A 23,796-nucleotide genomic window follows, 5' to 3' on the forward strand; every position below is an offset into this window, starting at 1 on the left:
AAATCCTCATGCGTCACCACCGCGTCTACCCCACCCGCCGCCCCGCACCTCGTCAGGACGCGCGGAAGACGAGCGCCGTGGCGATCGCTGCCAGCCCTTCGGCCCTGCCGGTGAGCCCGAGACCGTCGGTGGTGGTTCCGGAGACGGAGACCGGCGCGCCGGCCGCGGCGCTCAGCGCCTTCTGAGCCTCGTCGCGGCGCTTGCCGATCTTCGGTCGTACGCCGACGACCTGGACGGCGATGTTCCCGATCTCGTAGCCCTCGGCACGGACGATCCGGGCGGCCTCCGTGAGCAGGGCGAACCCGGACGCGCCGGACCACTCGGGTCGTCCGGTGCCGAAGTGGGCGCCGAGGTCTCCGGCACCGGCCGCCGAGAACAGCGCGTCGCAGGCGGCATGGGCGGCCACGTCTCCGTCCGAGTGCCCGGCGAGGCCGTCCTCGCCGGGCCACAGGAGACCCGCGCACCACAGTTCGCGGCCGGGCTCGAAGGCATGGACGTCGGTGCCGATGCCGATGCGGGGCATCGCCGTCACGGCGGACACGTCGGTCGCGGGGGTCAGGGGGGTCTCAGAAGCCATCGTTGGCCCTCCTGCGGGCGAGTACGGCCTCGGCGAGGACGAGGTCGAGCGGCCGGGTCACCTTGAACGCCTCCTCGTGCCCGGGGACGACCACGACGGGCACTCCGAGCCGCTCGACCATCCCGGCGTCGTCGGTGGCGCCCTCACCGGACACGGTGAAGGTCTCGTGGGCGCGGACGAGCGTGTCGCGGTCGAAGCCCTGGGGGGTCTGCACGGCACGCAGCACGGCCCGCTCCGGGGTCGCGACTACCGGCTCCGGCCGGCCCTTCTCACGCGGTTCGACCTGCTTGACGGTGTCGGCGACCGGCAGTGCGGGCACGACGGCCGGAGCGCCTTCCCGTACGGCCTCGATCACCGCGTCCACGGTGTCGACGGGGACGAGCGGGCGGGCCGCGTCGTGCACCAGGACCGTGGTGATCGCCTCGGGCAGGGCGGCGAGGCCGAGGCGCACGGACTCCTGGCGGGTTTCGCCGCCCGGCACGACCAGATAGTCGGTCCTCTCGGGCAGCGCGTGCGCGTCGAGCAGGTTCTTGACGTCGGCGGCTCCGTCCGGCGGAGCGACCACGACGACGAGCGCGACCGCTCTGGCGGCGGCCATGGCCCGTACGGCGTGGATCAGCATGGGGGTGCCGTTGAGTGCGCGGAGCGCCTTGGGGGCGCCTGGGCCGAGCCGAACACCCCGGCCTGCCGCGGGGATCACCGCGGCGGTGCGGCCGGGGCGTGTGGGGTCTGACATCGGTTCCACTCCGGTGGTCGGGGACGCCCCCGATTTGGCATGACCAGGACCTAGGTGGGCGCGGTCAGGTTTGTGTCCTCGGCCGATGTGGGTATGGCCTGGGCGTACGCCCCAACCGTAGGTTGGGGACTGCCGGCCACGACGCTCGACCGGACCCTTCCGTGACGACTGGTCGAGCGTGCTGCGCCGGTCACCCGGGCCCGGAATGCCGGGCCCACGCCATGGCTCGGGGACGGACGGGGGAAGTCGGGGCTATCAGGGCTACTCGTACTCGGGGATTACAGGGGACGCTGGGCAGGGACGGCGCGCGGGACGTGCGGGGCGATGCGGGTACGCCGGGATTGATCTTACGAACATGCCGCAGTGCCCGGCGACACAACTCGTCAGTTGGTCAGCGGGCACCGCGGCATTTAGTTCCGCACCGTGGACGCTTGGCGCGTCGAAGCGCCGACGCCGTCGGGCGTCAGGACGCGAGGACCTCGTCGAGCAGGGCCTCGGCCTTGTCCTCGTTCGTGTTTTCCGCGAGGGCGAGTTCGCTCACGAGGATCTGGCGTGCCTTGGCGAGCATGCGCTTCTCTCCTGCGGAGAGACCGCGCTCGCGCTCACGACGCCACAGGTCACGCACTACTTCGGCGACCTTGATGACATCGCCCGAGGCGAGCTTCTCGAGATTTGCCTTGTAGCGACGGGACCAGTTCGTGGGCTCCTCGGCATACGGCGCACGCAGTACGTCGAAGACCCGGTCAAGCCCGTCCTGACCGACTACGTCACGCACACCAACGAGATCCGCATTGTCCGCCGGCACACGAACCGTCAGGTCGCCCTGAGCGACCTTGAGCACCAAGTAGGTCTTGTCCACGCCTTTGATCTGGCGAGTTTCGATGGCCTCGATCAGCGCGGCCCCGTGATGGGGATAGACCACGGTGTCGCCAACCTTGAACGTCATGTGACAGGTACCCCTTCCGTGGCTATCCAGGGTAACACGAGAACGGCTTCTTCTGAATGGCGTTTTCGCAGGTCAGGGCATATCTCGGGGCTTGACAACAGCAACCCGGACGTGCTGCGGACACCTTCCGGAAGGGGGTATTCGCAGGTGGGAGCGGCTGCACAGGCACGTAGAAACAGGCACGTTACACACACCGCAACCCCCGCCCAAGCGGACGAACGTCCCGGTTTGCCTGGTTCCCGGCGGCCTACTTCCCGTACTCCGTTCGAGGTCCGGTCACCCGGCCGGTGGGACGCGCCGAAGGAATCCGGAATTGATCACCATTGATCACCAACGGATGCCTCAGGGGGTGCCCCGGGGAGTTTTCCGCAAGGAATGTGTGATGGCCTGCGGAATTGATCACAGGCCTAATGTGAACAGCAGACCAAAATCCCGCGCGGGGAGCCTGTGGGCCCTCGCGCGAGAGTCTGGGATCCCTGGGTTCTCGCGAGGCGCGGTGGCCTCGTCGGGGGTGTGGGCTCGTCCTCTTCCGCCTCTTCAGGGACGTCACCGGGACCTCACGGAACCTCGTCGGGACGGGGGCGGAGCCGTATCGGGAACGGAGCGGGGCCGCATCAGGGGCGGGTCGGGTGCGGGACGCCGACCACGGCTCGGTAACCTAAGCCCGCTGTGCGACCCGCACCACCCGTAAGACCTGTAAGAGCTTCAGTCAGTCCGTACCTCCAAGGAGTTGCCGCCGCCGTGAGCCTCCCCCAAAAGTCGCCCGGGGGCGCCCGCAGCCTTCGGCGCGGCGCCATCGCCGCCGCTGCCCTCGTGATCTCGGTCGCCTCGCTCACCGCCTGCGGCGCGGGCAGCAACGCCCAGACGCTGGAGATCCAGCCGGACAACGCCGCCACGTCGGTCGGCGACATCAAGATCCAGAACGCGACGGTGATCACCCAGCCCGATCCGAAGGCGGAGGGGCAGGCGGTCGTCTCGGCGACGTTGTTCAACAACGGCACCAAGGAGCAGACCCTCGACTCCATCACCCTGCCCGGCACCAGCGCGAGCGTGAAGCTGAGCCCGGCCAAGGGCGGCGGCTCGGTCACCGTGCCGGCCAACGGTTCGGTGATCCTCGGCGGCGAGGACAACCCGTCCGCGGTCATCGAGAACGGCCGTGAGGCCGGCAAGGACGGCGAGGCACAGAAGGTCGTCTTCCGCTTCAGCGAGACGGGCGACGTCGCCCTCGACGTCTTCGTCGTACCGGCGGCCGGCTACTACGCGGACTACGGCCCGTCCAGCATCCCGCAGCCCCCGGCCAAGCCGGCATCTCCGGCGGCCAAGCCGAGCGGCAGCCCCTCCGCCCCGGCGGGCGGGCACGGCGCCGAGGCCGAAGGTGCCGACGGCGGCGAGCAGGACGGCGCGCCGGAGTCCTCCGCGGCCTCCGAGGGCGCGGGGCACTGACGCCCGCGGGCGCGGGGCACTGCGGGCACCGTCTGCGGCGTCCGCACCCCGCCACGCACAGCACGTACACAGGGCGGCGCCCCACCGGAACGTATCGGTGGGGCGCCGCCCTGTGTGGTGCCGTGTGTCCGGACCGGCCTACGGCTCGAACTTGTAGCCGAGGCCACGGACCGTGACCAGGTAGCGCGGGGCACCCGGGTCGGGTTCGATCTTGGCGCGCAGTCGCTTGACGTGGACGTCGAGCGTCTTGGTGTCGCCCACATAGTCCGCGCCCCAGACGCGGTCGATCAGCTGCATACGGGTCAGCACCCGGCCCGCGTTGCGCAGCAGCATCTCCAGGAGGTCGAACTCCTTGAGCGGCAGGTCGACCTTGCCGCCGGCGACGGTGACCACATGGCGGTCGACGTCCATCCGGACCGGACCGGCCTCGAGCGCCGCCGGGGCGACCTCCTCCGGCTCACCGCGGCGCCGCAGCACCGCACGGATGCGGGCGACCAGCTCCCGCGAGGAGAAGGGCTTCGTCACATAGTCGTCGGCTCCTATCTCCAGGCCGACGACCTTGTCGATCTCGCTGTCCTTCGCGGTCACCATGATCACGGGGACGTTGGACCGGCCACGCAGCTGGCGGCAGACCTCCGTGCCGGGCAGTCCCGGCAGCATCAGGTCGAGGAGGACGAGGTCGGCGCCGTTGCGCTCGAACTCGTCGAGCCCCTCGGGCCCGGTGGTCGCCACGGCGACCTCGAAGCCCTCCTTGCGGAGCATGTAGGAAAGAGCGTCGCTGAAGGACTCCTCGTCCTCGACGACAAGCACTCGGGTCACGGAAGGACCTCCGGGGCAGGCAGTGATGCGCGTGTGGTGGTCCTGGTATCCGGACCGGGGCGGGGGTCGGGCCCGGGACCACGGTGGGAGCCGTGATCACGAGCGGAGCGGGGCGCGGAATCGGGGGCGGGGGCAGGTTCGTCAGCGGGTGCGAGACCGGGCACGGAAGCCGGATCCGGCTCGTATGGGCCGTCGACGTCATCGGCGTGGTCGTCGACGCGGCTCCGCGAGCGGTCACGGTTCCGGACGGACCCGGCCTCGGGCAGCCGCAGGGTGAAGGTGGAGCCCTGGCCTTCGGTGCTCCACACCGTGACCTCACCACCGTGCGAGGCGGCCACGTGCTTGACGATGGCCAGCCCCAGACCCGTACCGCCGGTCGCCCGGGAGCGGGCGGGGTCGACGCGGTAGAAGCGCTCGAAGATGCGCTCGCGGTCCTTCTCGGAGATGCCGATGCCCTGGTCGGTGACGGCGATCTCGATCGCGTCCCCGCCGGATGCGGGCACCCGGCGCGCGGCGATGCCGACACGGGTGCGGGCCGGGGAGTAGTTGACGGCGTTCTCGACGAGGTTGCCGAGGGCCGCGGCGAGCTGGCCGCGGTTGCCCCAGACGTACAGGTCGGCGGCGCCGCCGGCGGCCATCGTGATCTGCTTGGTGGAGGCGGTGTGCCGGGAGCGGTCAATGGCCTCGGCGACCAGCTCGTCCACCCGTACGGGCTCGGCGTCCTCCAGCGGGTTGTCGTTCTGCACCCGCGAGAGGTCGATGAGCTCCTGTACGAGGTTGGTGAGGCGCGTCGCCTCGATCTGCATCCGGCCCGCGAAGCGGGTGACCGCCTCCGGGTCGTCGGAGGCGTCCATGACCGCCTCGGAGAGCAGCGAGAGCGCGCCGACGGGCGTCTTGAGCTCATGGCTGACGTTCGCGACGAAGTCCCGTCGCACCGCTTCGATACGGCGCGCCTCGGTGAGGTCCTCGACCAGGAGCAGCACCAGGCGGGAGCCGAGCGGTGCGACCCGGGCGGAGACGGCGAGGGCCTCGCCTCGTCCGGTGCCGCGCCGCGGCAGGTCCAGCTCGACCTGGCGTATCTCACCGTCGCGCCGTGTGTCACGGGCCATGTGCAGCATGGGCTCCACGGCCAGCTTTCCGCCTCTGACCAGGCCGAGCGCATAAGCGGCCGAGCTGGCCTTGACCACGGAGTCGCTCTCGTCGAGGACGACCGCCGATGACCGCAGCACGGACAGCACCGTGTCGACGCCGGGCGGAAGCGCGGCGTCCGTATGCAGGGATGTGCGGGTGGGCCTTGCCTGGTCGCGCTCGCTCCAGCGGAACGCCAGCATGGCGATCACGCCGGTGCACACCCCGGCGATCGCGGCCAATGCGGCGACCGCCGCGTTCACGTCCATGCCACCCAGGTTATGCGCGCCTCCGGACTCTCTCCCAGCCATCCGGGTGGCACCTCGGACACTCGTCGCCCAGAGTTCACTGAGGAGAAAGTGACGGTTCACTTGAGGGGGAGGGACCGGACGCGTACGAGGGCGAACGTGGGAGCGTGGGAGTCTCAGCCCACCCGGACTTCGTTCGTATCAAGAGAGGGACTTCCCATGCGGGACGCGTACCACGAGGAACTGGACTCGATCGGCGAAGGCCTGGTCGAGATGGCCCGGCTGGTCGGATCGGCGATCGGGCGCGCCACCACGGCCATGCTCGACGCCGACCTGAAGCTCGCGGAGAGCGTGATCGCCGCCGACCAGAAGGTCGACGATCTGCAGCACGACCTGGAGGCCCGCGCCATAGCCCTGCTGGCCCGCCAGCAGCCCGTCGCCACCGATCTGCGGATCGTGGTGACCTCGCTGCGGATGAGCGCCGACCTGGAGCGTTCCGGGGATCTCGCCCAGCACGTGGCCAAGCTGGCCCGGCTGCGCTTCCCCAATTCCGCCGTCCCCCGGGACCTGCACGCCACGATGCTGGAGATGGGCCAGCTCGCCCAGCGTCTGATGGCCAAGGCCGCCGAGGTCATCATCACGAAGGACGTCGACCTGGCGCTGCAGCTGGAGACGGACGACGACGAGATGGACCTGCTGCACCGGACCCTGTTCCAGCACCTGATCGACGACCGCTGGAAGCACGGCATCGAGACGGCGGTCGACGTGACCCTGCTGGGCCGCTACTACGAGCGTTTCGCCGACCACGCGGTGTCGGTCGCCAAGCGCGTCGTCTACCTGGTGACGGGTGAGCACGCCGACGAGCTGCAGTCGGAGACGACGGTCGAGGGCGCTTAGGGGACTTCTGACGGATCTCCGCGGCGTCGCGACGCCCGGCACGCACACTCGCCGCACCGGCCGAAAGCCCAAGTACGTCCAGTACGAGGGCTCCCAGCCGGCACGCCGAGAGCACGCACCAGACGCCGCTCCTTCCCCCACGGAGATCCATCAGAAACCCCCAAGGGCCTGTCCGGGCGAGGGCGTACACGCCCTGCCGCCGTGGCCCGCCGCGACCGCGGCACTCCCGTGCGCCGTTGATGCGCCCGGCCCGGTGGGCATGCAATGGGGTATGGCGACAGGAGTACGCCCATGAGGAGGGACCCCATGTCCGATCCGACTTCCCCCACGACCGACGCCCGGCAGCAGAACGTCTCCCTTGACGTGTTGCCGCCGTCCCGCCGGCTGCCCGTCATCGGCGCCTGCGGCTGCGGCTCGGGCTGCGGCTGCGGCTGCCAGTCCGGCGGGCCGTGCCAGTGCGGAGGCTGCTGCGGCTGACGAGCGGCCGCCGTGCGCGGCGGTGGCGGTGAACGGTGACGTGGAACGGTGAGGTGCCGTCCACCGCGGCAGCCGCACAGGGCGGCAGGGCGGGACACAGCGCACTACGCGAAGGGCCCCGCGTCGGGGCCCTTCGTGCGTACGACGGCTTCCCCGGTTCTCCGTCTCACCGCGGCTGCGGGGAGCTCGAACACCGCCTGGCCTGCCAGCGGTTGAGGCCTGGGTGTCCTGGGCGTGCGCCGCTCTCCGTCGTCACCGGCAGCGCTCGAAACCTCCCCAAGAGGGTGAAGTTCCGCGGCCGCGCTTCGCGTCGGGGAGCGAGATGATCATGCCGTGCATAACCTGCGCTCAGGCAACCGCTCTGTGTCGTGTTGCCCACCACCCCCCCGTGAATTGAGCGAGGTCGTGACGGTGAGAAGAAGTCTTGTCATCAGCCCCTTGATTGCCGGTGCGGCAGCGGCGGCGCTGGCCGTTCCGGTGCCTGCTTCGGCAGCGGACACCCCGGTGACCGTCCAGGTCACCTCGGGCACGCTCAACATCGCTGTCCCGACCGGTCCGGTGAATCTCGGCACCGTCGCGGTCAGCAGCAGCCCGCAGCAGGTCAGCAGCCAGCTCGGCAATGTGACCGTGACGGACGGTCGCGGCGGTACGGCCGGCTGGACGGCCTCCGCCAACGCCGTGGACTTCACCGGACCGCAGAACATCTCCGTGTCCGCTCCAGGGTCCAGCAGCTACACCACCCCGCAGGCCTCGGTCAGCGGCACCGCCACCGTCACCCCCGCTGATCTGAACCCCCTGTACCCGCCGGGCCCCGTGCAGACGGCCACCAACGTGAACGGGATCAACTCGGCCACCTGGAACCCGACGATCTCGCTGACCATTCCGGGGAACGCCCTGGCCGGTACGTACAGCTCGACCATCACCCACTCCGTCTCCTGACGGCTGCGGCAGAAGTACGCAGAACCACATAGGGGCCCTGTGCGCAGGTTCGTTTCCCTCACCGTGCTGGTGGCCACGGCAATCGCCCTGGCCACCGGTGCCGACTCACCGGCCGGCGCGGCGGGCCCGGCGCACCAGCCGGCGCCTCCGGGCAACGGCAGCGTCGGTGTACGCCTCGTCGACGTGCCCGTCGACCTGATCGACGACCCCCGGGCGAGGCAGTACGTCGTCGACAATCTCAAGCCCGGGATCACCGTGCGCCGCCGCATCGAGGTGTCGAACGCCTCGGACTCGCCCTTGCGCGTCGCGGTCTATCCCGGCGCCGCCGACATCCGCCACGGCGCCTTCGTCGGCGCCGCCGCGGGCGTCGGCAACGAGCTCACGAGCTGGATCACACTCAGCAGACGCAGCCTGGACATCCCGGCCCGCTCGACCGCCCGCAGCACCGTGACCATCGCGGTACCCAAAGACGCGGCCCCAGGTGAGCGGTACGGGGTGGTGTGGGCGCAGGTCCGCGGCAACACCGGCGCCGGCATCTCCCTGGTCAACCGGACCGGTGTGCGTATCTACCTCTCGGTCGGCGGCAACAACCCGCCCCAGCCGAAGTTCTCCGTCGATTCCATGACGGCGCTCCGCGACCGTGACGGCCGGGCCGTCGTACGCGCCCGGGTGCACAACACGGGCGGCCGTGCGCTGGACTTCACCGGCGGCATGACGATGAAGCAGGTGTCCGGAAGCCTCAGCGCGGGCCCGTACCCGGTCCGGCTGGGCACCAGCCTGAAACCGGGCCAGACCGAACCGGTGACGGTCACCGTGACCGACCAGGTGGAAGACGGGCCCTGGGATGTGTCACTCCGGCTGAAGAGCGGGCTGCTGGAGGAGACCTACAAGGCCCGGATCACCTTCCCGAACGGCCCCGGCGTCGCCGGAGCGGTCCCGTCCCTTCGCGACGGCGGCGGTGCACTCGACCCGGTCCTCCTGACCGCGTCGGCGGCGCTGGTGCTGCTGCTCGCCGGGGGGTTCGGATACGTGGTCGTCTCCCGGCGGCGTGCCAAGGACACGGCGGGGGCGGTCCAGGACCCGTGACCCCGCCGGGTCGCGCGCCGATCCGGCCGGGCCCGGGACAGAGCGAGCCCCCTGCCTGCGGAGTCTCCGCGGGCAGGGGGCTCGATGCCGATCGGCTGAAGCAGGCCGGCCGGATCAGCGCGCGACCGCGTTCGCTCCCGCCTGCGCGTACTTCTCGTCCAGCGCCCCGGACGGTGCGCCCCCGACGCCGATGCCGGCGATCGGCGCGTTCTCGGCGGTGACGGGGACGCCGCCCGCCAGGAACAGGGTGCCGGGGATGTCCTTCAGGTTCGGGACCTGCTGCAGACGCTCGGCCAGCTGGGAGGTGGGGGCGTTCCAGGCGACGGCGGTGAACGCCTTGCGCTGGGCGGACTCGAGGGACTGCGGGCCGGCGCCGTCGCCGCGCAGGGTGACGATGGTGTTGCCGTTGCGGTCGACGACGGCGACCGTGACCCGCTGGTTCTCCTCCTCGGCGGCGTCGAGCGCGGCCTGCGCGGCCTTGGTGGCGGCGTCGATCGTCAGATGGGTGGAGGTGGTGGTCGCCCGGGCCGGGACGGAGGCCGCGGGGGCGACGGCGGGGGTCGTGGCGGGTGCGGAGGCCTTCGCGGACACCGCGCCGTAGCCCGACAGGGCGACGGCGGCGAGCACGGCGCTGCCGGTGGCGACGCGGGCTCGGCGGGAGAACTTCTGCATGGGGTTCACGGCCTTCATGGCTCGGTCGACTCCTCGGGTGGTGGGAGCGGCCCGTTGCCGCCCCTGCTTCGTCCGCTCTCCACCCTGGGTGCGGAACCGGGCCCCGGCGGTCGGTGTTCCGGCTGCTCCCGCGCTGCCGGGCGGACGACAACGGGGTCAACCGATCGGATGACCTGCCCGGCACGGCGCACGATCACAATGGACGTGTTTGCCCAGCTCGGCTTTGCCCGGCTCGGCTTTTCCCGGCGGCGACGCCCGGCGGGTCGCCGGGGCACAGTGGCACAAGCAGGAGGAGGAAGGCTCCGGATGCGGAACCGGCCGTACGAACCGAGCGCCGTGGACACCCGGTGGCTCGGCGCGGTGATGCACGCCGCGTTCTTCCTGCTGCTCGGCGGAGCACTGGTCCGGTTCCTGTTGCGGCATCCCGGCGAGCCGCGCACCCCCTGGATCATCGCGCTCTGCGTCGTGCTCGCCGTACTGCATCTGCTGGGGCCCGGGATGGGCGACGCGGGCCCCCGGCCCACCCGGCGGCGCGCGGCCTGGCTGGCGCTGGTGGTCGTGGTGTGGATGGTGCTGGTGGTGCTCGCGCCGAGCTTCGCCTGGTGCGCGGTGCCGCTCTTCTACACCGGCCTGCGCACGCTGCCGCCGCGCGCGGCCCTCCTGCTCGTGGCGGTCCTGACGGCGTTCGTCGTCGCCGCGCAGCTGCGGCTCGCCGGGGGCTTCGACCCGAACCTCGTGCTCGCACCGCCCGCCGTCGCCGCCCTCGCCACCGCCGTCTTCCTGCAGATGGAGCGGCACACCGCCCGCCAGCGCGTCCTGATCGACGACCTGCTCCGCACCCGCCGCGAGCTCGCCGAATCGGAACGCCGCGAGGGCACCCTCGCCGAGCGCCAGCGGCTCTCCATGGAGATCCACGACACCCTCGCCCAGGGCCTGTCGAGCCAGCGGATGCTCCTCCAGGCGGCCGACCGGGTGTGGGACACCGAACCGGACAAGGCCCGCGCCCACATACGCACCGCCGCATCCGTCGCCGAGCACAACCTCGCCGAGGCACGGCGCTTCGTGCACGATCTGGCCCCCACCGACCTCGCCCGCGGCGGCGGGCTCGCTCAGGCACTGCGCGCCATGGCCGCGCGGGAGTCCGGGGCACAGCTCGCGGTACGCGTCCACGTCGACGATGACGACGGCCGGCTTCCCCGGCTGCCCGACCACGTCCAGTCCGCGCTGCTGCGCATCGCGCAGGGCGCCCTGGCCAACGTCCGCGAGCACGCCGGCGCCGCCAGTGTCACCCTCACGCTCACCCTCCTCGACGACGAGGCCGTGCTGGACGTCTCCGACGACGGCCACGGCTTCGACCCCGCCGCACTTCCCGACTCCCCCGCCGGTGGACGCGGGCACGGGCTGCCCGCCATGCGAGCCCGGCTGCGCGCACTCGGCGGCACCCTGACCATCGAGTCCAGGCCCGGCGAGGGCACCGTCCTGTCCGCCGCCGTCCCTCTGGAGGCACCCCGATGACCCCCGACCGCCGCGCTCCGGTGCGCATCCTGGTCTGCGACGACCACGCCGTCGTACGGGCCGGGCTGCTCGCCCTGCTCGACAGCGCCCCGGACATCGAGGTCGTCGGGGAGGCCGGCACCGGCGAGGAGGCACTGGCGCTGGCCGCGAAGCTCATCCCGGACGTGGTGCTCATGGATCTGCAACTGGGCGAGGGCATCGACGGCGTGGAGACCACCCACCGCCTCACCTCCGCCCCCGGAGCCTCCCTCCACGTCCTGGTGCTCACCACGTACGACACCGACGCCGACATCACCCGCGCCATCGAGGCGGGCGCCACCGGCTATCTGCTCAAAGCCGAGCGCCCCGACGAGCTCTTCGCCGCGATCCACGCCGCCGCCGAGGGACGTACCGCCCTGTCCCCGCCGGTCGCCGGCCGCGTCATGGCGAACCTGCGCCGGCCCCGGCCCGCCCTGACCGACCGCGAACGCGACATCCTGGCCCAGCTCGCCCGCGGCATCGGCAACCGGGACATCGCCCGCGCCCTGTTCATCAGCGAGGCCACGGTCAAAACCCATCTGCGCCGCATCTACGGCAAACTCGGCGTGGACACGCGCGCGGGCGCGGTGGCGGTCGCGAAGGAACGGCGACTCCTGCCGTGAGGACGGCACAGCGACAAGCCCCCTGCCCATGGGAAACCCGCGGGCAGGGGGCTTGATCAGCTGGGCTTACTTCTTCTTGCCCTGATTCTTGACCGCCTCGATGGCCGCCGCGGCGGCGTCGGGGTCGAGGTAGGTGCCGCCCGGCTTGACCGGCTTGAAGTCGGCGTCGAGCTCGTAGGCGAGCGGGATGCCGGTCGGGATGTTCAGGCCCGCGATGTCGGCGTCGGAGATCCCGTCGAGGTGCTTGACCAGGGCGCGCAGGCTGTTGCCGTGGGCGGCGACCAGGACGGTGCGGCCCGCGAGCAGGTCCGGGACGATGCCGTCGTACCAGTACGGGAGCATCCGGACGACGACGTCCTTCAGGCACTCGGTGCGCGGCCGCAGCTCCGGCGGAATGGTCGCGTAGCGCGGGTCGTGGGCCTGGGAGAACTCGCTGTCGTCGGCGAGGGGCGGCGGCGGGGTGTCGTACGAGCGGCGCCACAGCATGAACTGCTCCTCGCCGAACTCGGCGAGGGTCTGGGCCTTGTCCTTGCCCTGCAGTGCGCCGTAGTGGCGCTCGTTCAGCCGCCACGAGCGGTGCACGGGGATCCAGTGACGGTCCGCCGCATCGAGCGCGAGCTGCGCGGTGCGGATGGCGCGCCTCTGGAGGGAGGTGTGCAGCACGTCGGGGAGCAGGCCGGCGTCCTTGAGCAGCTCACCGCCGCGGACCGCCTCCTTCTCGCCCTTCTCGGTGAGGTTGACGTCCACCCAGCCGGTGAACAGGTTCTTCGCGTTCCAGTCGCTCTCGCCATGGCGGAGGAGGATCAGCTTGTACGTCGCGTCGGCCATGCGCCCGAGCCTAATCGACGGCCCGCAGGGCCGACGATTGCCGTCCGACCTGCGGACGATTGACGTCCGGCGTCAATTGAGTGGTCCCCCAGCACCCCCCGCATGTAAGTTGCCGATCGCTGACGCACCACTTACCAGTACCGGGGGGACATCCGTATGGCCGCAGCCGCTCTCAGACGGGCCGTGAAGGAGAGCGTCTCGGGTCTTCCCCGGGAGTTCTGGTGGCTGTGGACCAACACACTGGTCAATCGCCTCGGGGCCTTCGTCGCCACGTTCATGGCGCTCTACCTCACCCTGGACCGGGGCTACTCGGCCTCGTACGCCGGACTCGTCGTCGCCCTGCACGGACTCGGCGGCGTGGTCTCGTCGCTGGGCGCCGGGGTGATGACCGACCGGCTGGGGCGGCGGCCCACCCTGCTGATCGCCCAGCTCTCGACCGCTCTGTCCACGGCCCTGCTGGGCTTCGTGCAGGGTCCTGTGGCGATCGCCGTGGTCGCCGGCCTGGTCGGTATGACCAGCAATGCCTCCCGGCCCGCCGTGCAGGCGATGATGTCGGACATCGTCCGGCCCGAAGACCGGGTGCGGGCCTTCTCGCTCAACTACTGGGCGATCAACCTCGGCTTCGCGATCTCCTCCGCCGCCGCCGGCTTCGTCGCCGAGTACAGCTATCTCGCCGGCTTCCTCGGCGAGGGCGCGCTCACCCTGCTGTGCGCGGTGGTCGTCTTCCTGAAGCTCCCGGAGTCCCGGCCCGAGCGCGACGGCACCGCAGCGGAGGCGAGCGAGCCCGACATCGGGCTCGGGACCGTGCTGCGGGACGGCCCGTTCATGGGGGTCGTCGGGCTGTCGTTTCTCATCTCACTGCTGTTCATGCAGGGGTCGGTGGGCCTCCCGGTGGCCATGGGGCTGGACGGCTGGTCGCCCTCCGACTACGGCATCGTCGCCGCCGTCAACGGCGTACTGATCGTCGCCCTCCAGATCCCCGTCACGCGCTTGATCGAGCGCCGCGACCCGAGGCAGCTGCTGGTGGTCTCCGCACTGCTGGCGGGATACGGCTTCGGACTGACCGCCTTCGCCGGGTCGATCGGCGCCTACGCGCTGACCGTCTGCGTCTGGACGCTGGCCGAGATCGTCAACTCGCCCACCCAGATGGGCCTGGTGGTCCGACTGTCCCCGGTCCACGGCCGTGGCCGCTACCAGGGCGTCTACACGATGTCCTGGTCGGTCGCCGCGCTGGTCGCCCCGCTGATGGCGGGGTATGCCATCGACCGCTTCGGCGCGGCGTGGCTGTGGGGTTCGTGCGCGGTGCTCGGCACCGTGGCCGCGCTGGGGTACTGGCTGCTGATGGAGGCACTGCCCGAGCAGGAGCAAGCACCGGGACAGCGGCGGCCCGAAGCCGGCGCCGAGGCCCCCGAGAAGGCGGAGGCCTAGGTCCTGTCCGGGCGATCTTTGAGGACCAGCCCGCGGCGTCAGATGCGGTGCATCGCAAGGCGAAGGATCGTCCTCGTACTGGACGTACTCGGACGACTCCGACAACGCAGCGTGGGGGTACCTCCCAGCGGTAGCTGGGGGAGGGCCGCAGCTGTCGTCGTGGGCCCGAGAAGATCGCCCGGACAGGACCTAGGACAGCCCTCAGGGCTGTCGGGACTTCTGCTCACACCGACGACGAACGGCCTGAGGGGGCAACGATGATGTTCGGGTACTCGGACGAGTGGTGGGTGCTGCTGCTCTACCCGGTGGTGTTCTGGGTGTTCCTCGGGCCGTTCGTCATGGGAGCCATGGGGGTGTGGTGCGCCCGCACGCCCGGCCTGCGGCCGCGGCTGTGGTCGCTGCTGCTGCCGGCGGAGCCCGTGGGGGCCTCGGCGACCGTCGTGGTCCTGCCCCTGGAGAACTGGGACGATCCGACGCGGATGGACGACCTCATCGGCTATCTCCTCGTGTACGTCGGGCTCTTCACGGTGCTGCCCTGGCTGCTCGGCTACGGCACCACCCGCGTGGTGCGCGCCGTGCGGGCCCGCCGGGGCTAGGCCCGGCCGAACCGGGCAGGGCCCTACGGGGTTTCCTCCGGACGCCGGGTCAGCCGCGTGAACGCCTCCAGGTTGCGCGTGGACTCGCCGCGCGCCACCCGCCATGCGTACTCCTTGCGGATCGCGCTCGCGAAACCCAGCTCCAGAAGGGAGTTGAAGTCCCCGTCGGCCGCCTCGAGCACCGTTCCGAGGAGCCGGTCCAGCTCGTCAGGCGTGACGACCGCGAGCGGCAGCCGTCCGGTGAGATAGACGTCGCCGAGCGGGTCGACCGCGTAACTCACGCCGTACAGCTTGAGGTTGCGCTCGAGCAGCCAGCGGTGCACACCCGCCTCGTTCTCGTCCGGGTGGCGGACGACGAAGGCGTTGAGGGACAGGGAATGTCTGCCGACCCGCAGCGAGCAGGTCGTCGACAGCTTGTGGGTACCCGGGAGGGTGACGACGTAGGTACCCGGCGCGGGGCTCTCCCACTGGAGTTCGGCATCCTTCAGATACGCCTCGACGACCCCGTGGATATGCGCTGCCTCAGCCATGGTGGGAGCGTACGCGACGGCGGTGTTCCCGCATCGCCGCGGCGTACACGTCCGCCGTCGCCCCCGCCGCCGCGTCCCAGCCGAAGCCCCGGGCGTGCAGCGCGGCCGCGGCGCCCATCCGGTCGGTCAGCCCTGGATCGTCGGCGAAGCGGAGCAGGGCACGGGCGTAGTCGGCCGGGTCGTGGCCGGCCACCAGGAAGCCGGTGCTGCCGTCACGCACCGCCACCGGCAGGCCGCCCACACGGGCCGCGACGACCGGCGTACCCGTCGCCTGGGCCTCGATGGCGACCAGCCCGAAGGACTCGCTGTACGACGGCATGACGAGCACGGAAGCCGCCCGGAACCAGTCGGCCAGGCGAGCCTGAGCCACCGGCGGGCAGAACCGTACGACATCGGCGATACCGAGCCGCGCCGCCAGCTTCTGCAGCCCCTCCGGCCTGGCCAGACCGCTGCCGCTGGGGCCGCCGACGACCGGTACGACCATCCGCTGCCGCAGCGAAGGGTCCTGGTCCAGCAGCAGCGCGACGGCGTGCAGGAGCACATCGGGCGCCTTCAGCGGCTGGATACGCCCGGCGAAGAGCGGGATCACGGCGTCCTGCGGGAGCCCGAGCCGGGCCCGCGCGGCGCGGCGGCCGTCCGCGACACGGAACCGGTCCAGGTTCACCCCGGGGTGGACGACGGCGACCCTGGCAGGGTCGGCGTCGTAGTGCCGGACCAGCTCGTCCGCCTCCTCCGCCGTGTTCGCGATCAGCCGGTCCGCCGCGGCCACGACCTGGGTCTCGCCGATCACCCGGGCCGCCGGCTCGGGAGTGTCGCCCTGCGCGAGAGCCGCGTTCTTGACCTTGGCCATGGTGTGCATGGCGTGGACGAGGGGGACGCCCCAGCGCTCGGCGGCGAGCCAGCCGACGTGGCCGGAGAGCCAGTAGTGGGAGTGGACCAGGTCGTAGTGGCCCGGCCGGTGGCCCGCCCACGCCTGCATCACACCGTGGGTGAAGGCGCACAGCTGCGCCGGGAGGTCCTCCTTGGCCAGCCCTTCGTACGGTCCGGCGTCCACGTGCCGGACGAGCACCCCGGGAGTCAGCTCGACGACGGGCGCGAGGCCGCCCGCGGTGGCCCGGGTGAAGATCTCCACCTCGATGTTGATCGCGGCGAGCCGTTTCGCGAGCTCGACGATGTAGACGTTCATGCCGCCCGCGTCCCCCGTGCCCGGCTGGTGCAGCGGGGAGGTGTGCACGCTGAGCATGGCTATGCGGCGCGGCTTGCGGTGCTGGCCGCTGAACCGCAGCCGCGGCCGTGGCCGTGGCGGCGCCGTCAGGGCTTCTGCGAGCCGGGACACGTACTGGCTCACGTGGACGGGTCCTCTCCGGTGGCTAGGGGACGGGTCGGCGGGACAGAGCGCAGGCCCTGGGCATGGCGGGCAGGCCTCAGGGAGGGCTTCGCGCCCTCGTAGCCGAGAACAGCGCGGGCACCGCTTTCATTTCCCCTTTGCCGAATCATTGCCGAGTCCGTACGGCGTGTCGCACGGGCGGGACCATGGCCTTTGCCCTCGCTTACCCTCGTTTCCATGCCTCCGCGCCCCACCCCGCCCCCGACCCGCCCCGTGGGCGCGGTGACCCGCGGTACGACCAATCCGAACCGGCTGCGCCGTATGGACCGCTGGATCGCGGCCGTGCACGGCCCGGCCCTGCGCCGCTCGGCCGCCACTCCCGTCGCGGTGGACCTCGGTTACGGCGCCGCGCCCTGGACCGCCGTGGAGCTGCTGCAGCGGCTGCGCGCCGCCGAGCCGCGTACCGGGGTCGTCGGCATCGAGATCGACCCGGCGCGGGTCGCGGCCGCCCGCCCTTACGAGCGCGACGGGCTGCGCTTCGTACACGGCGGCTTCGAGGTCCCGCTGCCACAGCGCCCGCTGCTGATCCGGGCGGCGAACGTGCTGCGCCAGTACGACGAGGACGAGGTCGCCGCCGTCTGGCAGCGGCTGTGCTCCCGTCTCGCGCCCGGCGGTCTGCTGGTGGAGGGCACGTGCGACGAGATCGGCCGGCGCCATGTGTGGGTGGCGCTGGGACCCGAGGGCCCGCGGACGGTGACCTTCGCCACCCGGCTCGGTTCGCTGGAGCGGCCGTCGGACCTGGCGGAGCGGCTGCCCAAGGCGCTCATCCACCGCAATGTGCCGGGCGAACCGGTACACGCGTTCCTGCGGGACTTCGACCGGGCATGGGCGGCGGCGGCACCGTACGCCTCGCTGGGCGCGCGGCAGCGGTGGCTCAGGACCGTGCGGGACCTGTCCGCCGACTGGCCGGTGACCCATACGGAAAGCGACGGGCTGCGGCGGTGGCGGCAGGGCGAGGTCACGGTGAACTGGCCGGCGCTGGCGCCCGGTTCGGGCTGAAGCGTGGAAGAGTTCGGGGCGGGGGAACGCGGCGCGCGATTCGTTCGTCTCTGACGGATGGGTGTGATCCGTCGCGCATCGCCGCGAACTGCCGTGAGACCCCTGTCACTTTTCGCCAGGGCATGGCACCATCGCGGCGTCGACTCTAAGTTACTGACGGTAAATCACATTCCGTGTGACACATGTGACCGTGTTGTTCGGAGGGGGAGCTTGTGAACCGACGCCGCTGTGCCGCAGCCGCGATCACCGTGGTCTGCGCCGTGACGATGCTGGCGTCGACGGGTACGGCCTTCGCGGCACCGGCGGGTCTCGCGACGCCCGCAGGGCCGGCCGCCCTGATGGCTCCCGCCGTTCCCACCACCCCCAAAACCCCCAGCGCTCCCAGCGCTCCCGAGCCGACGGCGCCCCCGAAGAAGACCCTCGAGGAGATCCGCCTGGAGCTCGACGGCCTCTACGCCAAGGCCGCCTCGGCCACCGACGCGTACAACCTCGCCGAAGAGCAGACGAAGAAGCAGTCGGCCGAGATCGTGAAGCTGGCCCAGGAGATCGTCAAGGGCCAGGACCGGATCGCCGACCTCAAGGCCCGCGCGGGGGCCACCGCCCGTGCCCAGTACCGGGGCGGCGGACTGCCGCCCGAGGCCCAGCTGATGCTCACCGACGACCCTCAGCTCTTCCTCGACGGCATCGGCCGCTACCGGCAGGGCCAGAAGGCCACCAAGGATCTCCTCGCGGAACTCGGCCGGACTCAGACCGACTTGGAGACGTACACCAAGGAGGCGAGCCTTCAGTGGACCAAGCTGGAGGCCAACCGGGTCAACCAGGAGAAGGCCAAGAAGGAGATCAACGAGCGGATCGCCGCCGCGAGGAAGATCGAGTCGCAGCTGGAGACGGCCGAGCGGGAACGACTGCTGAAGCTCGAACAGGAGGCCGCCTACCGGGCGCAGGCGTCCTGGCTGTCGTCCGGGATCCTCAAGGGAGCGACAGGCAGCGCGAGCGAGAAGGGCCGCAAGGCCATCGCCTACGCCACCGCACAGATCGGCAAGCCGTACGAATGGGGCGCCGAGGGCCCGAATTCGTACGACTGCTCGGGGCTGACCTCGCAGGCCTGGGCGGCGGCGGGGCGGACCATCCCGCGGACCTCGCAGGAGCAGTGGCGCCTGCTGCCGCGCGTCGACATCAAGGACATACGCCCCGGCGACCTGATCATCTACCACGCCGACGCCAGCCATGTCGGGATGTACGTCGGCGACGGTGCGATCGTGCACGCCCCGCGGCCGGGGCGGAACGTGACCCTGACGGGTGCCGGCTCGATGGTGATCCTCGGGGTCGTACGCCCGGACAAGTAGGGCACGTGCACCCCGAATTCACCAAGTGCACCGAATGCCCCATATGTCGAGCATCGTTCACGCACGGCCCTTCGAGTTCGGGCGAACCACCCGGGATCACGCGAACAACGGCCGCCCCACAACAGGACATATAGCGCATACCAGGTGAGCGGAACCGTACAACTCCCTCCCGGGTGAGCCAGGTCACGCGGCAGCGCGTGACCCCGCTCACCACAAACGCGTGACCTTCGTCATCACCTTCACGGCAACTACCTCCCGATGCGCGGCATATGCCAGCCGCTCTTCCGCGAACGGCATTCCGCTCGACCGCCCGCTACCGCTATGGTCCCCGTCTGGCAGGACGTCGATCGTCGACCTGCCGCGACCCTCGGGGGGAGGGAAGGAAACCGATTCGATGCCTGTACCCGTTCCGCGCCAGCGGACCGGTTCATCCGTCGCCGTAGCGGCCACCTCCGGCCCATCGCCCGTCACGGACGTCGCCGCGACCGCCGTCACCGAGACGTCGGGCGGTGGCGACCTCACCCTGCTCGTCATCGAGGACGACCCGGCAGGCACCTTCACCGTTCCCGAGCTGCTCGGCGCGGCCGGGACCCGCGTCCGCCTGCGCACCGCCCGCAACCTCACCGAGGCCGAGCGGCTGCTCACGGACGACGTGCACTGCATCCTCGTCGACCTCGCGCTGCCCTGCCGCGTCCCGAACGGGGACCCGGCGGACGAGCTCGCGGTGCTGCGGCATGTGCTGCGCCTCGCGCCGCGGCACGCCGTGCTGGCGCTGACCGCCGAGGTGGACTCCGAGCGTGCGGCCGAGGCGGTACGGGTCGGGGCACAGGACTTCCTGCTCCGCGACGAGCTGGACGGCCGGCTGCTGAGCCGCGCCATCCGCGCCGCCGTCGAGCGCAAGCGCGCCGACACCGCGCAGGTGAAGCTGGCCGAGTCGCGGCTTCGGGCGCAGGAGAACGCCCGGCTGGAGCGCGGTCTGCTGCCCACTCCCCTGCTCGAGGGTTCGGACCTCCGGTTCGCGGCCCGCTACCGTCCCGGGCGCTCCCGGGCCCTGCTCGGCGGCGACTTCTACGACACGGTGCGCACCGCCGACGGCACCGTCCACGCCATGATCGGCGACGTCTGCGGTCACGGGCCGGACGAGGCGGCACTGGGCGTGGAGCTGCGCATCGCCTGGCGTGCGCTCACGTTCGCCGGACTGTGCGGTGACGAGCTGCTCTCCACGCTGCAGCAGGTGCTGGAGCACGAACGGGAGAGCGAGGAGATCTTCGCGACGCTCTGTACGGTCGACATCGCGCCGGACGGACGCCGGGCCGGGCTGTGTCTGGCCGGACACCCGGCCCCGCTGATCGCCCGGCAGGGCCAGACCGCGCGGCTACTGCCCGGCGAGAACTGCGGCCCGGCACTCGGCCTGCTGCCGAACGCCCGCTGGCCGCGCCGCCAGGTCGAGCTCGGCGGCACCTGGAGCCTGATGATGTACACGGACGGCCTGATCGAGGGCCGTACCTCCCCCGGCGGGGACCGCCTGGGCCAGGAGGGCATGGTCGAGCTGGTCAATCGCGGGCTGGCCGCGGGACTGCGCGGTGAGGCACTGCTGGAGGCGGCGGTGGCAGAGGTCCGCGAGATGAACGGCGGGGACCTGACGGACGACCTGGCGGTCCTGCTGCTGGACCGCGTGCGCTGACACCGGCCCAGGACCGGCCCGCCCGCCCCGACGCCGGGGCCTGCGCCCCCTGCGTCGGAGGGACCTGGCGTCCCCGGAGTCGGACCTAGCGTCCGCCGTTGTACGGGCCGTACGGTCCGTCGCTGCTGGACCCGCCGCGCCGACCGCCGCCGCCCGAGACCTGCTGCAGCGCGGGCCGTACGTCGACCATGAAGACGATCGTCGCGACCAGCCCCGCGATCTGCAGGAACAGCGCCGGGATGAAGAGATTCACCGCGACCGTGACACCCAGCAGGATCAGCCAGAACATCTTGGTCTGCTTGTCCGCGGCCCGGTAGGCGTCCTCCCGGGCGAACGCCGCGATACCCAGCGCGACCAGAGCGAGGAGCAGCATCGCCAGGTTGAGGAACAGGAACAGCGACGCTTCGAATCGGTCGAACAACATGCTGAGCACCGCCTAGTCAGTGATGGGGAGCGCCTCGGGGGCCAACGTACTCCGACAACGGACCGGGCACAGGGGACGTGCCCGTGATGCCCGGTCCGTGACGGTGTCGCACAGCCGCCGGCCGTTTTCCGGCGCTCTTACTTCCCGGTGGAAGGAGAGCTCTTCCTGGCGGCGGGCTTGCGGGCCGGAGCCTTGCGGGGAGCCGGAGCGGAGGCCTTCGTCTGCCCGTCGGTGGCGGACTTCGCCTCGGGGGCGGCCTTGACCGAGGTGCCGTTCGCCTTGGCCTCGGTGCCCTTGGACTCGCCGCTCTTCGCCCCTTCGGCCTTCGGCTCGACCGCGACCGCGATCTCGGCGATCTCCTCCGCGGCCTCGCCGCGCCAGGACTTCACGGCCTGCTCACCGTGCTCGGCGACCTTCTCGTACGTCTCACGGGCCCGGACCGCGTACTCGGCGGCCACGCCCACGCCGCGCAGCGCCAGGTCCTGGGCCGTCTCGCCCAGCTTGCGCAGATCGGTGTCGAGGCTCCCGATCACCTCGGTGACCTTGGCCTGAACGACGGCCTGGGCCTCCTTGGCCTGGGCGGTCACCTTCGCCTGCACGGCCTTCGGGTCGGCCTCGCGCACCGCGTCGATCCGCGCGGGCGCCTCGGCCCGCAGCTGCTCGATCAGCGCGGGCACCTTCTTGGCCTGCTGCATCGCGAGATCGGCCGTGCCGGCCGCGAAGTAGAGGGGGGTCGGGTCGGTGAACGTCTTACGCAGGTCATCAGCAATGGGCATGGCTGTGGTCCTCCCGGATCGCAGAGTCGGAGTTCTGGTTCACGTACGGGTGTGCGGGTGCTGCGGGTCCTTCGACACCGCCCCGGCCGGCCTTATGCGGGGCCGTCATCGGCGGTGTCCTTATCCGTATCGGCGTCGAAGCCGTTCTCCTTGCGGAACGATTCGTAGATCTGCAGCAGAACCTGCTTCTGTCGCTCGTTGATCGACGGGTCGGCGAGGATGACGGCCCGCGTCTCCAGCTCGTCCCGCTCCCGCTCTTCGAGAATCCCGGCCCTCACGTACAGCGTCTCGGCCGAGATCCGCAGCGCCTTGGCGACCTGCTGCAGCACCTCCGCGCTGGGCTTGCGCAGCCCGCGCTCGATCTGGCTGAGGTACGGATTCGACACCCCGGCGGCCTCGGCGAGCTGCCGCAGCGACAGCTGCGCGGTGCGCCTCTGCTCGCGGAGGTATTCGCCGAGATTGCCGACGTTGAGCGATGCCATGCCTCGATACTGCGCCACCATCGCTAACTTTTGCAAGCACCTGCTTGCAAAAGTGTCGACGGTCACCACTGAAGCACCAGATGCCTCTGAGCCGCAGACGCCTCTGGGCGTCTGCGGTCCGAGGTCTTCGAAGGTCACGACCAGTGGCTGATGAAAAGTCGCTGGCTTCCCGTTCCATCCAGCGATGAGATTCCGATGTGACGCTTCACAAGAACGAGATCCCGGTCGACGAGACGCTGGTCCGATCACTCCTCAAGGCCCAGCGCCCGGAGTGGGCCGACCTCCCGTTGTCGCCCGCAGGCGCAGGTACGGACAACACCATGTACCGACTGGGCGACGACCTGCTCGTGCGACTTCCACGAACCGCCGGCAACGGACAGTCCGTGCGCAAGGAACAGGAATGGCTTCCTCGCCTGGCGCCCCACCTCTCATGTCCGATTCCCGAGCCCGTCCACGCCGGGACGCCCACCGATGCCTTCCCACTGGTCTGGTCGGTCTACCGCTGGATCGACGGTGACGAAGCCGGCCCTGACACCATCCGGGACTGGGCCGCCTTCGGAGCCGACCTGGCAGCGGCCGTGAAGGAACTCCACCGCATCGACCTCATGGGAGCGACTCGCGCGGACGGCCTCAGCTGGTACCGCGGAGGCAGCCTGAAGCCGTGCGACCAGTGGATCACCGGGTGTCTCGACGACTGCCGAACCACGGTGGGTTCCGAGCTCGACGTCGACGCCCTGGAACAGTTGTGGCGAGCCGCACTCGCACTTCCCGAGCCCTCCGGACCTCACGTGTGGCTCCACGGCGACCTCAAACCGACCAACCTCCTGGTCCGGGAAGGCAAGCTCCACGCAGTGATCGACTTCGGCGGACTCTCGGTCGGCTTTCCCGACGCCGAGCACTCCACACTCTGGGACCTGCCGCCACAAGCCCGACGGGCCTACTGGGACACCCTGAACCTCGACGATCCGACCTGGACCCGCGCCCGCGCCTGGGCCATCGCGGTGGGCGTCAGTGGAATCTCGTACTACCGGCACACCTTCCCCGCCTTCGTCGCCGAATGCCAGGCACGCCTTCAGGCAATCCTCACCGACGCGAGCGCACGCTTCACCGAGGCCCACGGCCGACGGGAGGGGACATGAGCCATATGTGCAGGACGACGAGCGGTCGGTAACGTGCATCGTGTGTCCCGAAC

General features: G+C 71.0%; 23 protein-coding genes and 2 pseudogenes. 13 read left to right on the top strand and 12 right to left on the bottom strand.

The genetic code is table 11. The features are described 5' to 3' along the window. Window positions 1–52: 52 nt before the first annotated feature. From ispF to ACTWOL_RS17265, 3 genes are all read right to left on the bottom strand, one after another. A complete protein-coding gene (gene ispF, locus ACTWOL_RS17255; RefSeq protein ID WP_474301181.1) occupies window positions 53–523 on the bottom strand; it encodes a 2-C-methyl-D-erythritol 2,4-cyclodiphosphate synthase in 471 nt (156 codons plus the stop codon). 43 nt (window positions 524–566) lie between these two features. Next, window positions 567–1,313 (bottom strand): 2-C-methyl-D-erythritol 4-phosphate cytidylyltransferase, encoded by a 747-nt coding sequence (gene ispD, locus ACTWOL_RS17260; protein WP_474297623.1) that lies wholly within the window; start codon window positions 1,311–1,313, stop codon window positions 567–569. A 463-nt stretch (window positions 1,314–1,776) separates the two neighbouring features. Continuing rightward, window positions 1,777–2,259, bottom strand: coding sequence for a CarD family transcriptional regulator (locus ACTWOL_RS17265; RefSeq protein WP_017945956.1), 483 nt, complete (start codon window positions 2,257–2,259; stop codon window positions 1,777–1,779). A 741-nt stretch (window positions 2,260–3,000) separates the two neighbouring features. On the opposite strand from ACTWOL_RS17265, the gene ACTWOL_RS17270 reads away from it, so the two are divergent. Continuing rightward, a complete protein-coding gene (locus ACTWOL_RS17270; RefSeq protein WP_474297624.1) occupies window positions 3,001–3,702 on the top strand; it encodes a hypothetical protein in 702 nt (233 codons plus the stop codon). 138 nt (window positions 3,703–3,840) lie between these two features. Here the strand turns inward: ACTWOL_RS17270 and phoP are convergent, their stop codons facing one another. Both phoP and ACTWOL_RS17280 read right to left on the bottom strand, forming a co-directional pair. Continuing rightward, window positions 3,841–4,512 (bottom strand): two-component system response regulator PhoP, encoded by a 672-nt coding sequence (gene phoP / locus ACTWOL_RS17275; protein ID WP_472926734.1) that lies wholly within the window; start codon window positions 4,510–4,512, stop codon window positions 3,841–3,843. A 119-nt stretch (window positions 4,513–4,631) separates the two neighbouring features. Beyond that, window positions 4,632–5,918, bottom strand: a pseudogene (locus ACTWOL_RS17280) (sensor histidine kinase); the annotation flags it as partial. Window positions 5,919–6,116: 198 nt separating this feature from the next. Here ACTWOL_RS17280 and phoU point away from each other — a divergent pair. From phoU to ACTWOL_RS17300, 4 genes are all read left to right on the top strand, one after another. Further along, complete coding sequence (phoU, locus tag ACTWOL_RS17285; protein ID WP_474297625.1) at window positions 6,117–6,794, top strand: phosphate signaling complex protein PhoU; 678 nt, start codon at window positions 6,117–6,119, stop codon at window positions 6,792–6,794. A 306-nt stretch (window positions 6,795–7,100) separates the two neighbouring features. Continuing rightward, window positions 7,101–7,271: a hypothetical protein gene (locus tag ACTWOL_RS17290; RefSeq protein WP_474297626.1), complete on the top strand. Its 171-nt coding sequence runs from the start codon at window positions 7,101–7,103 to the stop codon at window positions 7,269–7,271. A gap of 411 nt (window positions 7,272–7,682) precedes the next feature. Next, a complete protein-coding gene (locus ACTWOL_RS17295) occupies window positions 7,683–8,210 on the top strand; it encodes a WxL domain-containing protein (protein ID WP_474297627.1) in 528 nt (175 codons plus the stop codon). Between the two features lie 39 nt (window positions 8,211–8,249). Then, window positions 8,250–9,296: a COG1361 family protein gene (locus ACTWOL_RS17300; protein WP_474297628.1), complete on the top strand. Its 1,047-nt coding sequence runs from the start codon at window positions 8,250–8,252 to the stop codon at window positions 9,294–9,296. Window positions 9,297–9,410: 114 nt separating this feature from the next. Here the strand turns inward: ACTWOL_RS17300 and ACTWOL_RS17305 are convergent, their stop codons facing one another. Beyond that, window positions 9,411–9,986: a GlcG/HbpS family heme-binding protein gene (locus ACTWOL_RS17305; protein ID WP_474297629.1), complete on the bottom strand. Its 576-nt coding sequence runs from the start codon at window positions 9,984–9,986 to the stop codon at window positions 9,411–9,413. A 288-nt stretch (window positions 9,987–10,274) separates the two neighbouring features. Between ACTWOL_RS17305 and ACTWOL_RS17310 the strand changes: the two genes are divergently transcribed. Both ACTWOL_RS17310 and ACTWOL_RS17315 read left to right on the top strand, forming a co-directional pair. Next, window positions 10,275–11,483 (top strand): sensor histidine kinase, encoded by a 1,209-nt coding sequence (locus ACTWOL_RS17310; protein WP_474297630.1) that lies wholly within the window; start codon window positions 10,275–10,277, stop codon window positions 11,481–11,483. Beyond that, window positions 11,480–12,124, top strand: coding sequence for a response regulator (locus tag ACTWOL_RS17315; protein WP_474297631.1), 645 nt, complete (start codon window positions 11,480–11,482; stop codon window positions 12,122–12,124). Before ACTWOL_RS17310 ends, ACTWOL_RS17315 begins: the two co-directional genes overlap by 4 nt. 66 nt (window positions 12,125–12,190) lie before the next feature. On the opposite strand, the gene ACTWOL_RS17320 is transcribed toward ACTWOL_RS17315, so the two are convergent. Beyond that, window positions 12,191–12,952: a phosphoglyceromutase gene (locus tag ACTWOL_RS17320; protein ID WP_474297632.1), complete on the bottom strand. Its 762-nt coding sequence runs from the start codon at window positions 12,950–12,952 to the stop codon at window positions 12,191–12,193. Window positions 12,953–13,108: 156 nt separating this feature from the next. Between ACTWOL_RS17320 and ACTWOL_RS17325 the strand changes: the two genes are divergently transcribed. Together ACTWOL_RS17325 and ACTWOL_RS17330 are read left to right on the top strand one after the other, a co-directional pair. Continuing rightward, on the top strand, window positions 13,109–14,380 hold the full coding sequence (locus ACTWOL_RS17325) for an MDR family MFS transporter (protein ID WP_474297633.1): 1,272 nt from the start codon (window positions 13,109–13,111) through the stop codon (window positions 14,378–14,380). Between the two features lie 257 nt (window positions 14,381–14,637). Beyond that, window positions 14,638–14,976 carry a hypothetical protein gene (locus ACTWOL_RS17330; RefSeq protein ID WP_474297634.1) on the top strand — a complete coding sequence of 113 codons (339 nt, stop codon included), beginning with the start codon at window positions 14,638–14,640 and terminating at the stop codon, window positions 14,974–14,976. A 23-nt stretch (window positions 14,977–14,999) separates the two neighbouring features. Here ACTWOL_RS17330 and ACTWOL_RS17335 read toward each other — a convergent pair whose 3' ends face one another. Together ACTWOL_RS17335 and mshA are read right to left on the bottom strand one after the other, a co-directional pair. Next, window positions 15,000–15,506 (bottom strand): type III secretion system chaperone family protein, encoded by a 507-nt coding sequence (locus ACTWOL_RS17335; protein ID WP_474297635.1) that lies wholly within the window; start codon window positions 15,504–15,506, stop codon window positions 15,000–15,002. Next, a complete protein-coding gene (mshA, locus tag ACTWOL_RS17340) occupies window positions 15,499–16,749 on the bottom strand; it encodes a D-inositol-3-phosphate glycosyltransferase (RefSeq protein ID WP_474301182.1) in 1,251 nt (416 codons plus the stop codon). The genes ACTWOL_RS17335 and mshA overlap by 8 nt, the downstream gene beginning before the upstream one ends. Before the next feature lie 321 nt (window positions 16,750–17,070). Here mshA and ACTWOL_RS17345 point away from each other — a divergent pair, with 321 nt between their 5' ends. The 3 genes from ACTWOL_RS17345 to ACTWOL_RS17355 all read left to right on the top strand — a co-directional run bounded on the left by ACTWOL_RS17345 (window position 17,071) and on the right by ACTWOL_RS17355 (window position 20,922). Further along, window positions 17,071–17,892 carry a class I SAM-dependent methyltransferase gene (locus ACTWOL_RS17345; protein ID WP_474297636.1) on the top strand — a complete coding sequence of 274 codons (822 nt, stop codon included), beginning with the start codon at window positions 17,071–17,073 and terminating at the stop codon, window positions 17,890–17,892. Between the two features lie 212 nt (window positions 17,893–18,104). Then, window positions 18,105–19,238 (top strand): C40 family peptidase, encoded by a 1,134-nt coding sequence (locus tag ACTWOL_RS17350; RefSeq protein WP_474297637.1) that lies wholly within the window; start codon window positions 18,105–18,107, stop codon window positions 19,236–19,238. A 394-nt stretch (window positions 19,239–19,632) separates the two neighbouring features. Beyond that, the gene (locus ACTWOL_RS17355; RefSeq protein WP_474297638.1) at window positions 19,633–20,922 is read left to right on the top strand and encodes a PP2C family protein-serine/threonine phosphatase; all 1,290 of its coding nucleotides are present in this window, start codon (window positions 19,633–19,635) and stop codon (window positions 20,920–20,922) included. A gap of 85 nt (window positions 20,923–21,007) precedes the next feature. On the opposite strand, the gene ACTWOL_RS17360 is transcribed toward ACTWOL_RS17355, so the two are convergent. The 3 genes and pseudogenes from ACTWOL_RS17360 to ACTWOL_RS17370 form a co-directional block, all read right to left on the bottom strand. Further along, window positions 21,008–21,346: a DUF2516 family protein gene (locus ACTWOL_RS17360; RefSeq protein WP_474297639.1), complete on the bottom strand. Its 339-nt coding sequence runs from the start codon at window positions 21,344–21,346 to the stop codon at window positions 21,008–21,010. A gap of 137 nt (window positions 21,347–21,483) precedes the next feature. Continuing rightward, window positions 21,484–22,122, bottom strand: coding sequence for a hypothetical protein (locus tag ACTWOL_RS17365; protein WP_474297641.1), 639 nt, complete (start codon window positions 22,120–22,122; stop codon window positions 21,484–21,486). Between the two features lie 143 nt (window positions 22,123–22,265). Next, window positions 22,266–22,604, bottom strand: a pseudogene (locus ACTWOL_RS17370) (helix-turn-helix domain-containing protein); the annotation flags it as partial. Between the two features lie 197 nt (window positions 22,605–22,801). Between ACTWOL_RS17370 and ACTWOL_RS17375 the strand changes: the two are divergent. Beyond that, window positions 22,802–23,743 (top strand): aminoglycoside phosphotransferase family protein, encoded by a 942-nt coding sequence (locus ACTWOL_RS17375; RefSeq protein ID WP_474297642.1) that lies wholly within the window; start codon window positions 22,802–22,804, stop codon window positions 23,741–23,743. Window positions 23,744–23,796: the final 53 nt, after the last annotated feature.

This window comes from Micromonospora sp. IBHARD003, from assembly GCF_056106285.1.

What these genes read in the sequence shown, in the direction of transcription:
- ACTWOL_RS17310 (WP_474297630.1), top strand. Translation starts at nt 10,275, where the DNA reads ATGCGGAACCGGCCGTACGAACCGAGCGCCGTGGACACCCGGTGGCTC.
- ACTWOL_RS17335 (WP_474297635.1), bottom strand. Translation starts at nt 15,506, where the DNA reads ATGGCTGAGGCAGCGCATATCCACGGGGTCGTCGAGGCGTATCTGAAG.
- ACTWOL_RS17330 (WP_474297634.1), top strand. Translation starts at nt 14,638, where the DNA reads ATGATGTTCGGGTACTCGGACGAGTGGTGGGTGCTGCTGCTCTACCCG.
- phoU (WP_474297625.1), top strand. Translation starts at nt 6,117, where the DNA reads ATGCGGGACGCGTACCACGAGGAACTGGACTCGATCGGCGAAGGCCTG.
- ACTWOL_RS17290 (WP_474297626.1), top strand. Translation starts at nt 7,101, where the DNA reads ATGTCCGATCCGACTTCCCCCACGACCGACGCCCGGCAGCAGAACGTC.
- ACTWOL_RS17325 (WP_474297633.1), top strand. Translation starts at nt 13,109, where the DNA reads ATGGCCGCAGCCGCTCTCAGACGGGCCGTGAAGGAGAGCGTCTCGGGT.
- ACTWOL_RS17365 (WP_474297641.1), bottom strand. Translation starts at nt 22,122, where the DNA reads ATGCCCATTGCTGATGACCTGCGTAAGACGTTCACCGACCCGACCCCC.
- ACTWOL_RS17315 (WP_474297631.1), top strand. Translation starts at nt 11,480, where the DNA reads ATGACCCCCGACCGCCGCGCTCCGGTGCGCATCCTGGTCTGCGACGAC.
- ACTWOL_RS17320 (WP_474297632.1), bottom strand. Translation starts at nt 12,952, where the DNA reads ATGGCCGACGCGACGTACAAGCTGATCCTCCTCCGCCATGGCGAGAGC.
- ispD (WP_474297623.1), bottom strand. Translation starts at nt 1,313, where the DNA reads ATGTCAGACCCCACACGCCCCGGCCGCACCGCCGCGGTGATCCCCGCG.
- ACTWOL_RS17355 (WP_474297638.1), top strand. Translation starts at nt 19,633, where the DNA reads ATGCCTGTACCCGTTCCGCGCCAGCGGACCGGTTCATCCGTCGCCGTA.
- ACTWOL_RS17345 (WP_474297636.1), top strand. Translation starts at nt 17,071, where the DNA reads ATGCCTCCGCGCCCCACCCCGCCCCCGACCCGCCCCGTGGGCGCGGTG.
- ACTWOL_RS17360 (WP_474297639.1), bottom strand. Translation starts at nt 21,346, where the DNA reads ATGTTGTTCGACCGATTCGAAGCGTCGCTGTTCCTGTTCCTCAACCTG.
- ispF (WP_474301181.1), bottom strand. Translation starts at nt 523, where the DNA reads ATGCCCCGCATCGGCATCGGCACCGACGTCCATGCCTTCGAGCCCGGC.
- ACTWOL_RS17265 (WP_017945956.1), bottom strand. Translation starts at nt 2,259, where the DNA reads ATGACGTTCAAGGTTGGCGACACCGTGGTCTATCCCCATCACGGGGCC.
- ACTWOL_RS17305 (WP_474297629.1), bottom strand. Translation starts at nt 9,986, where the DNA reads ATGAAGGCCGTGAACCCCATGCAGAAGTTCTCCCGCCGAGCCCGCGTC.
- mshA (WP_474301182.1), bottom strand. Translation starts at nt 16,749, where the DNA reads ATGCTCAGCGTGCACACCTCCCCGCTGCACCAGCCGGGCACGGGGGAC.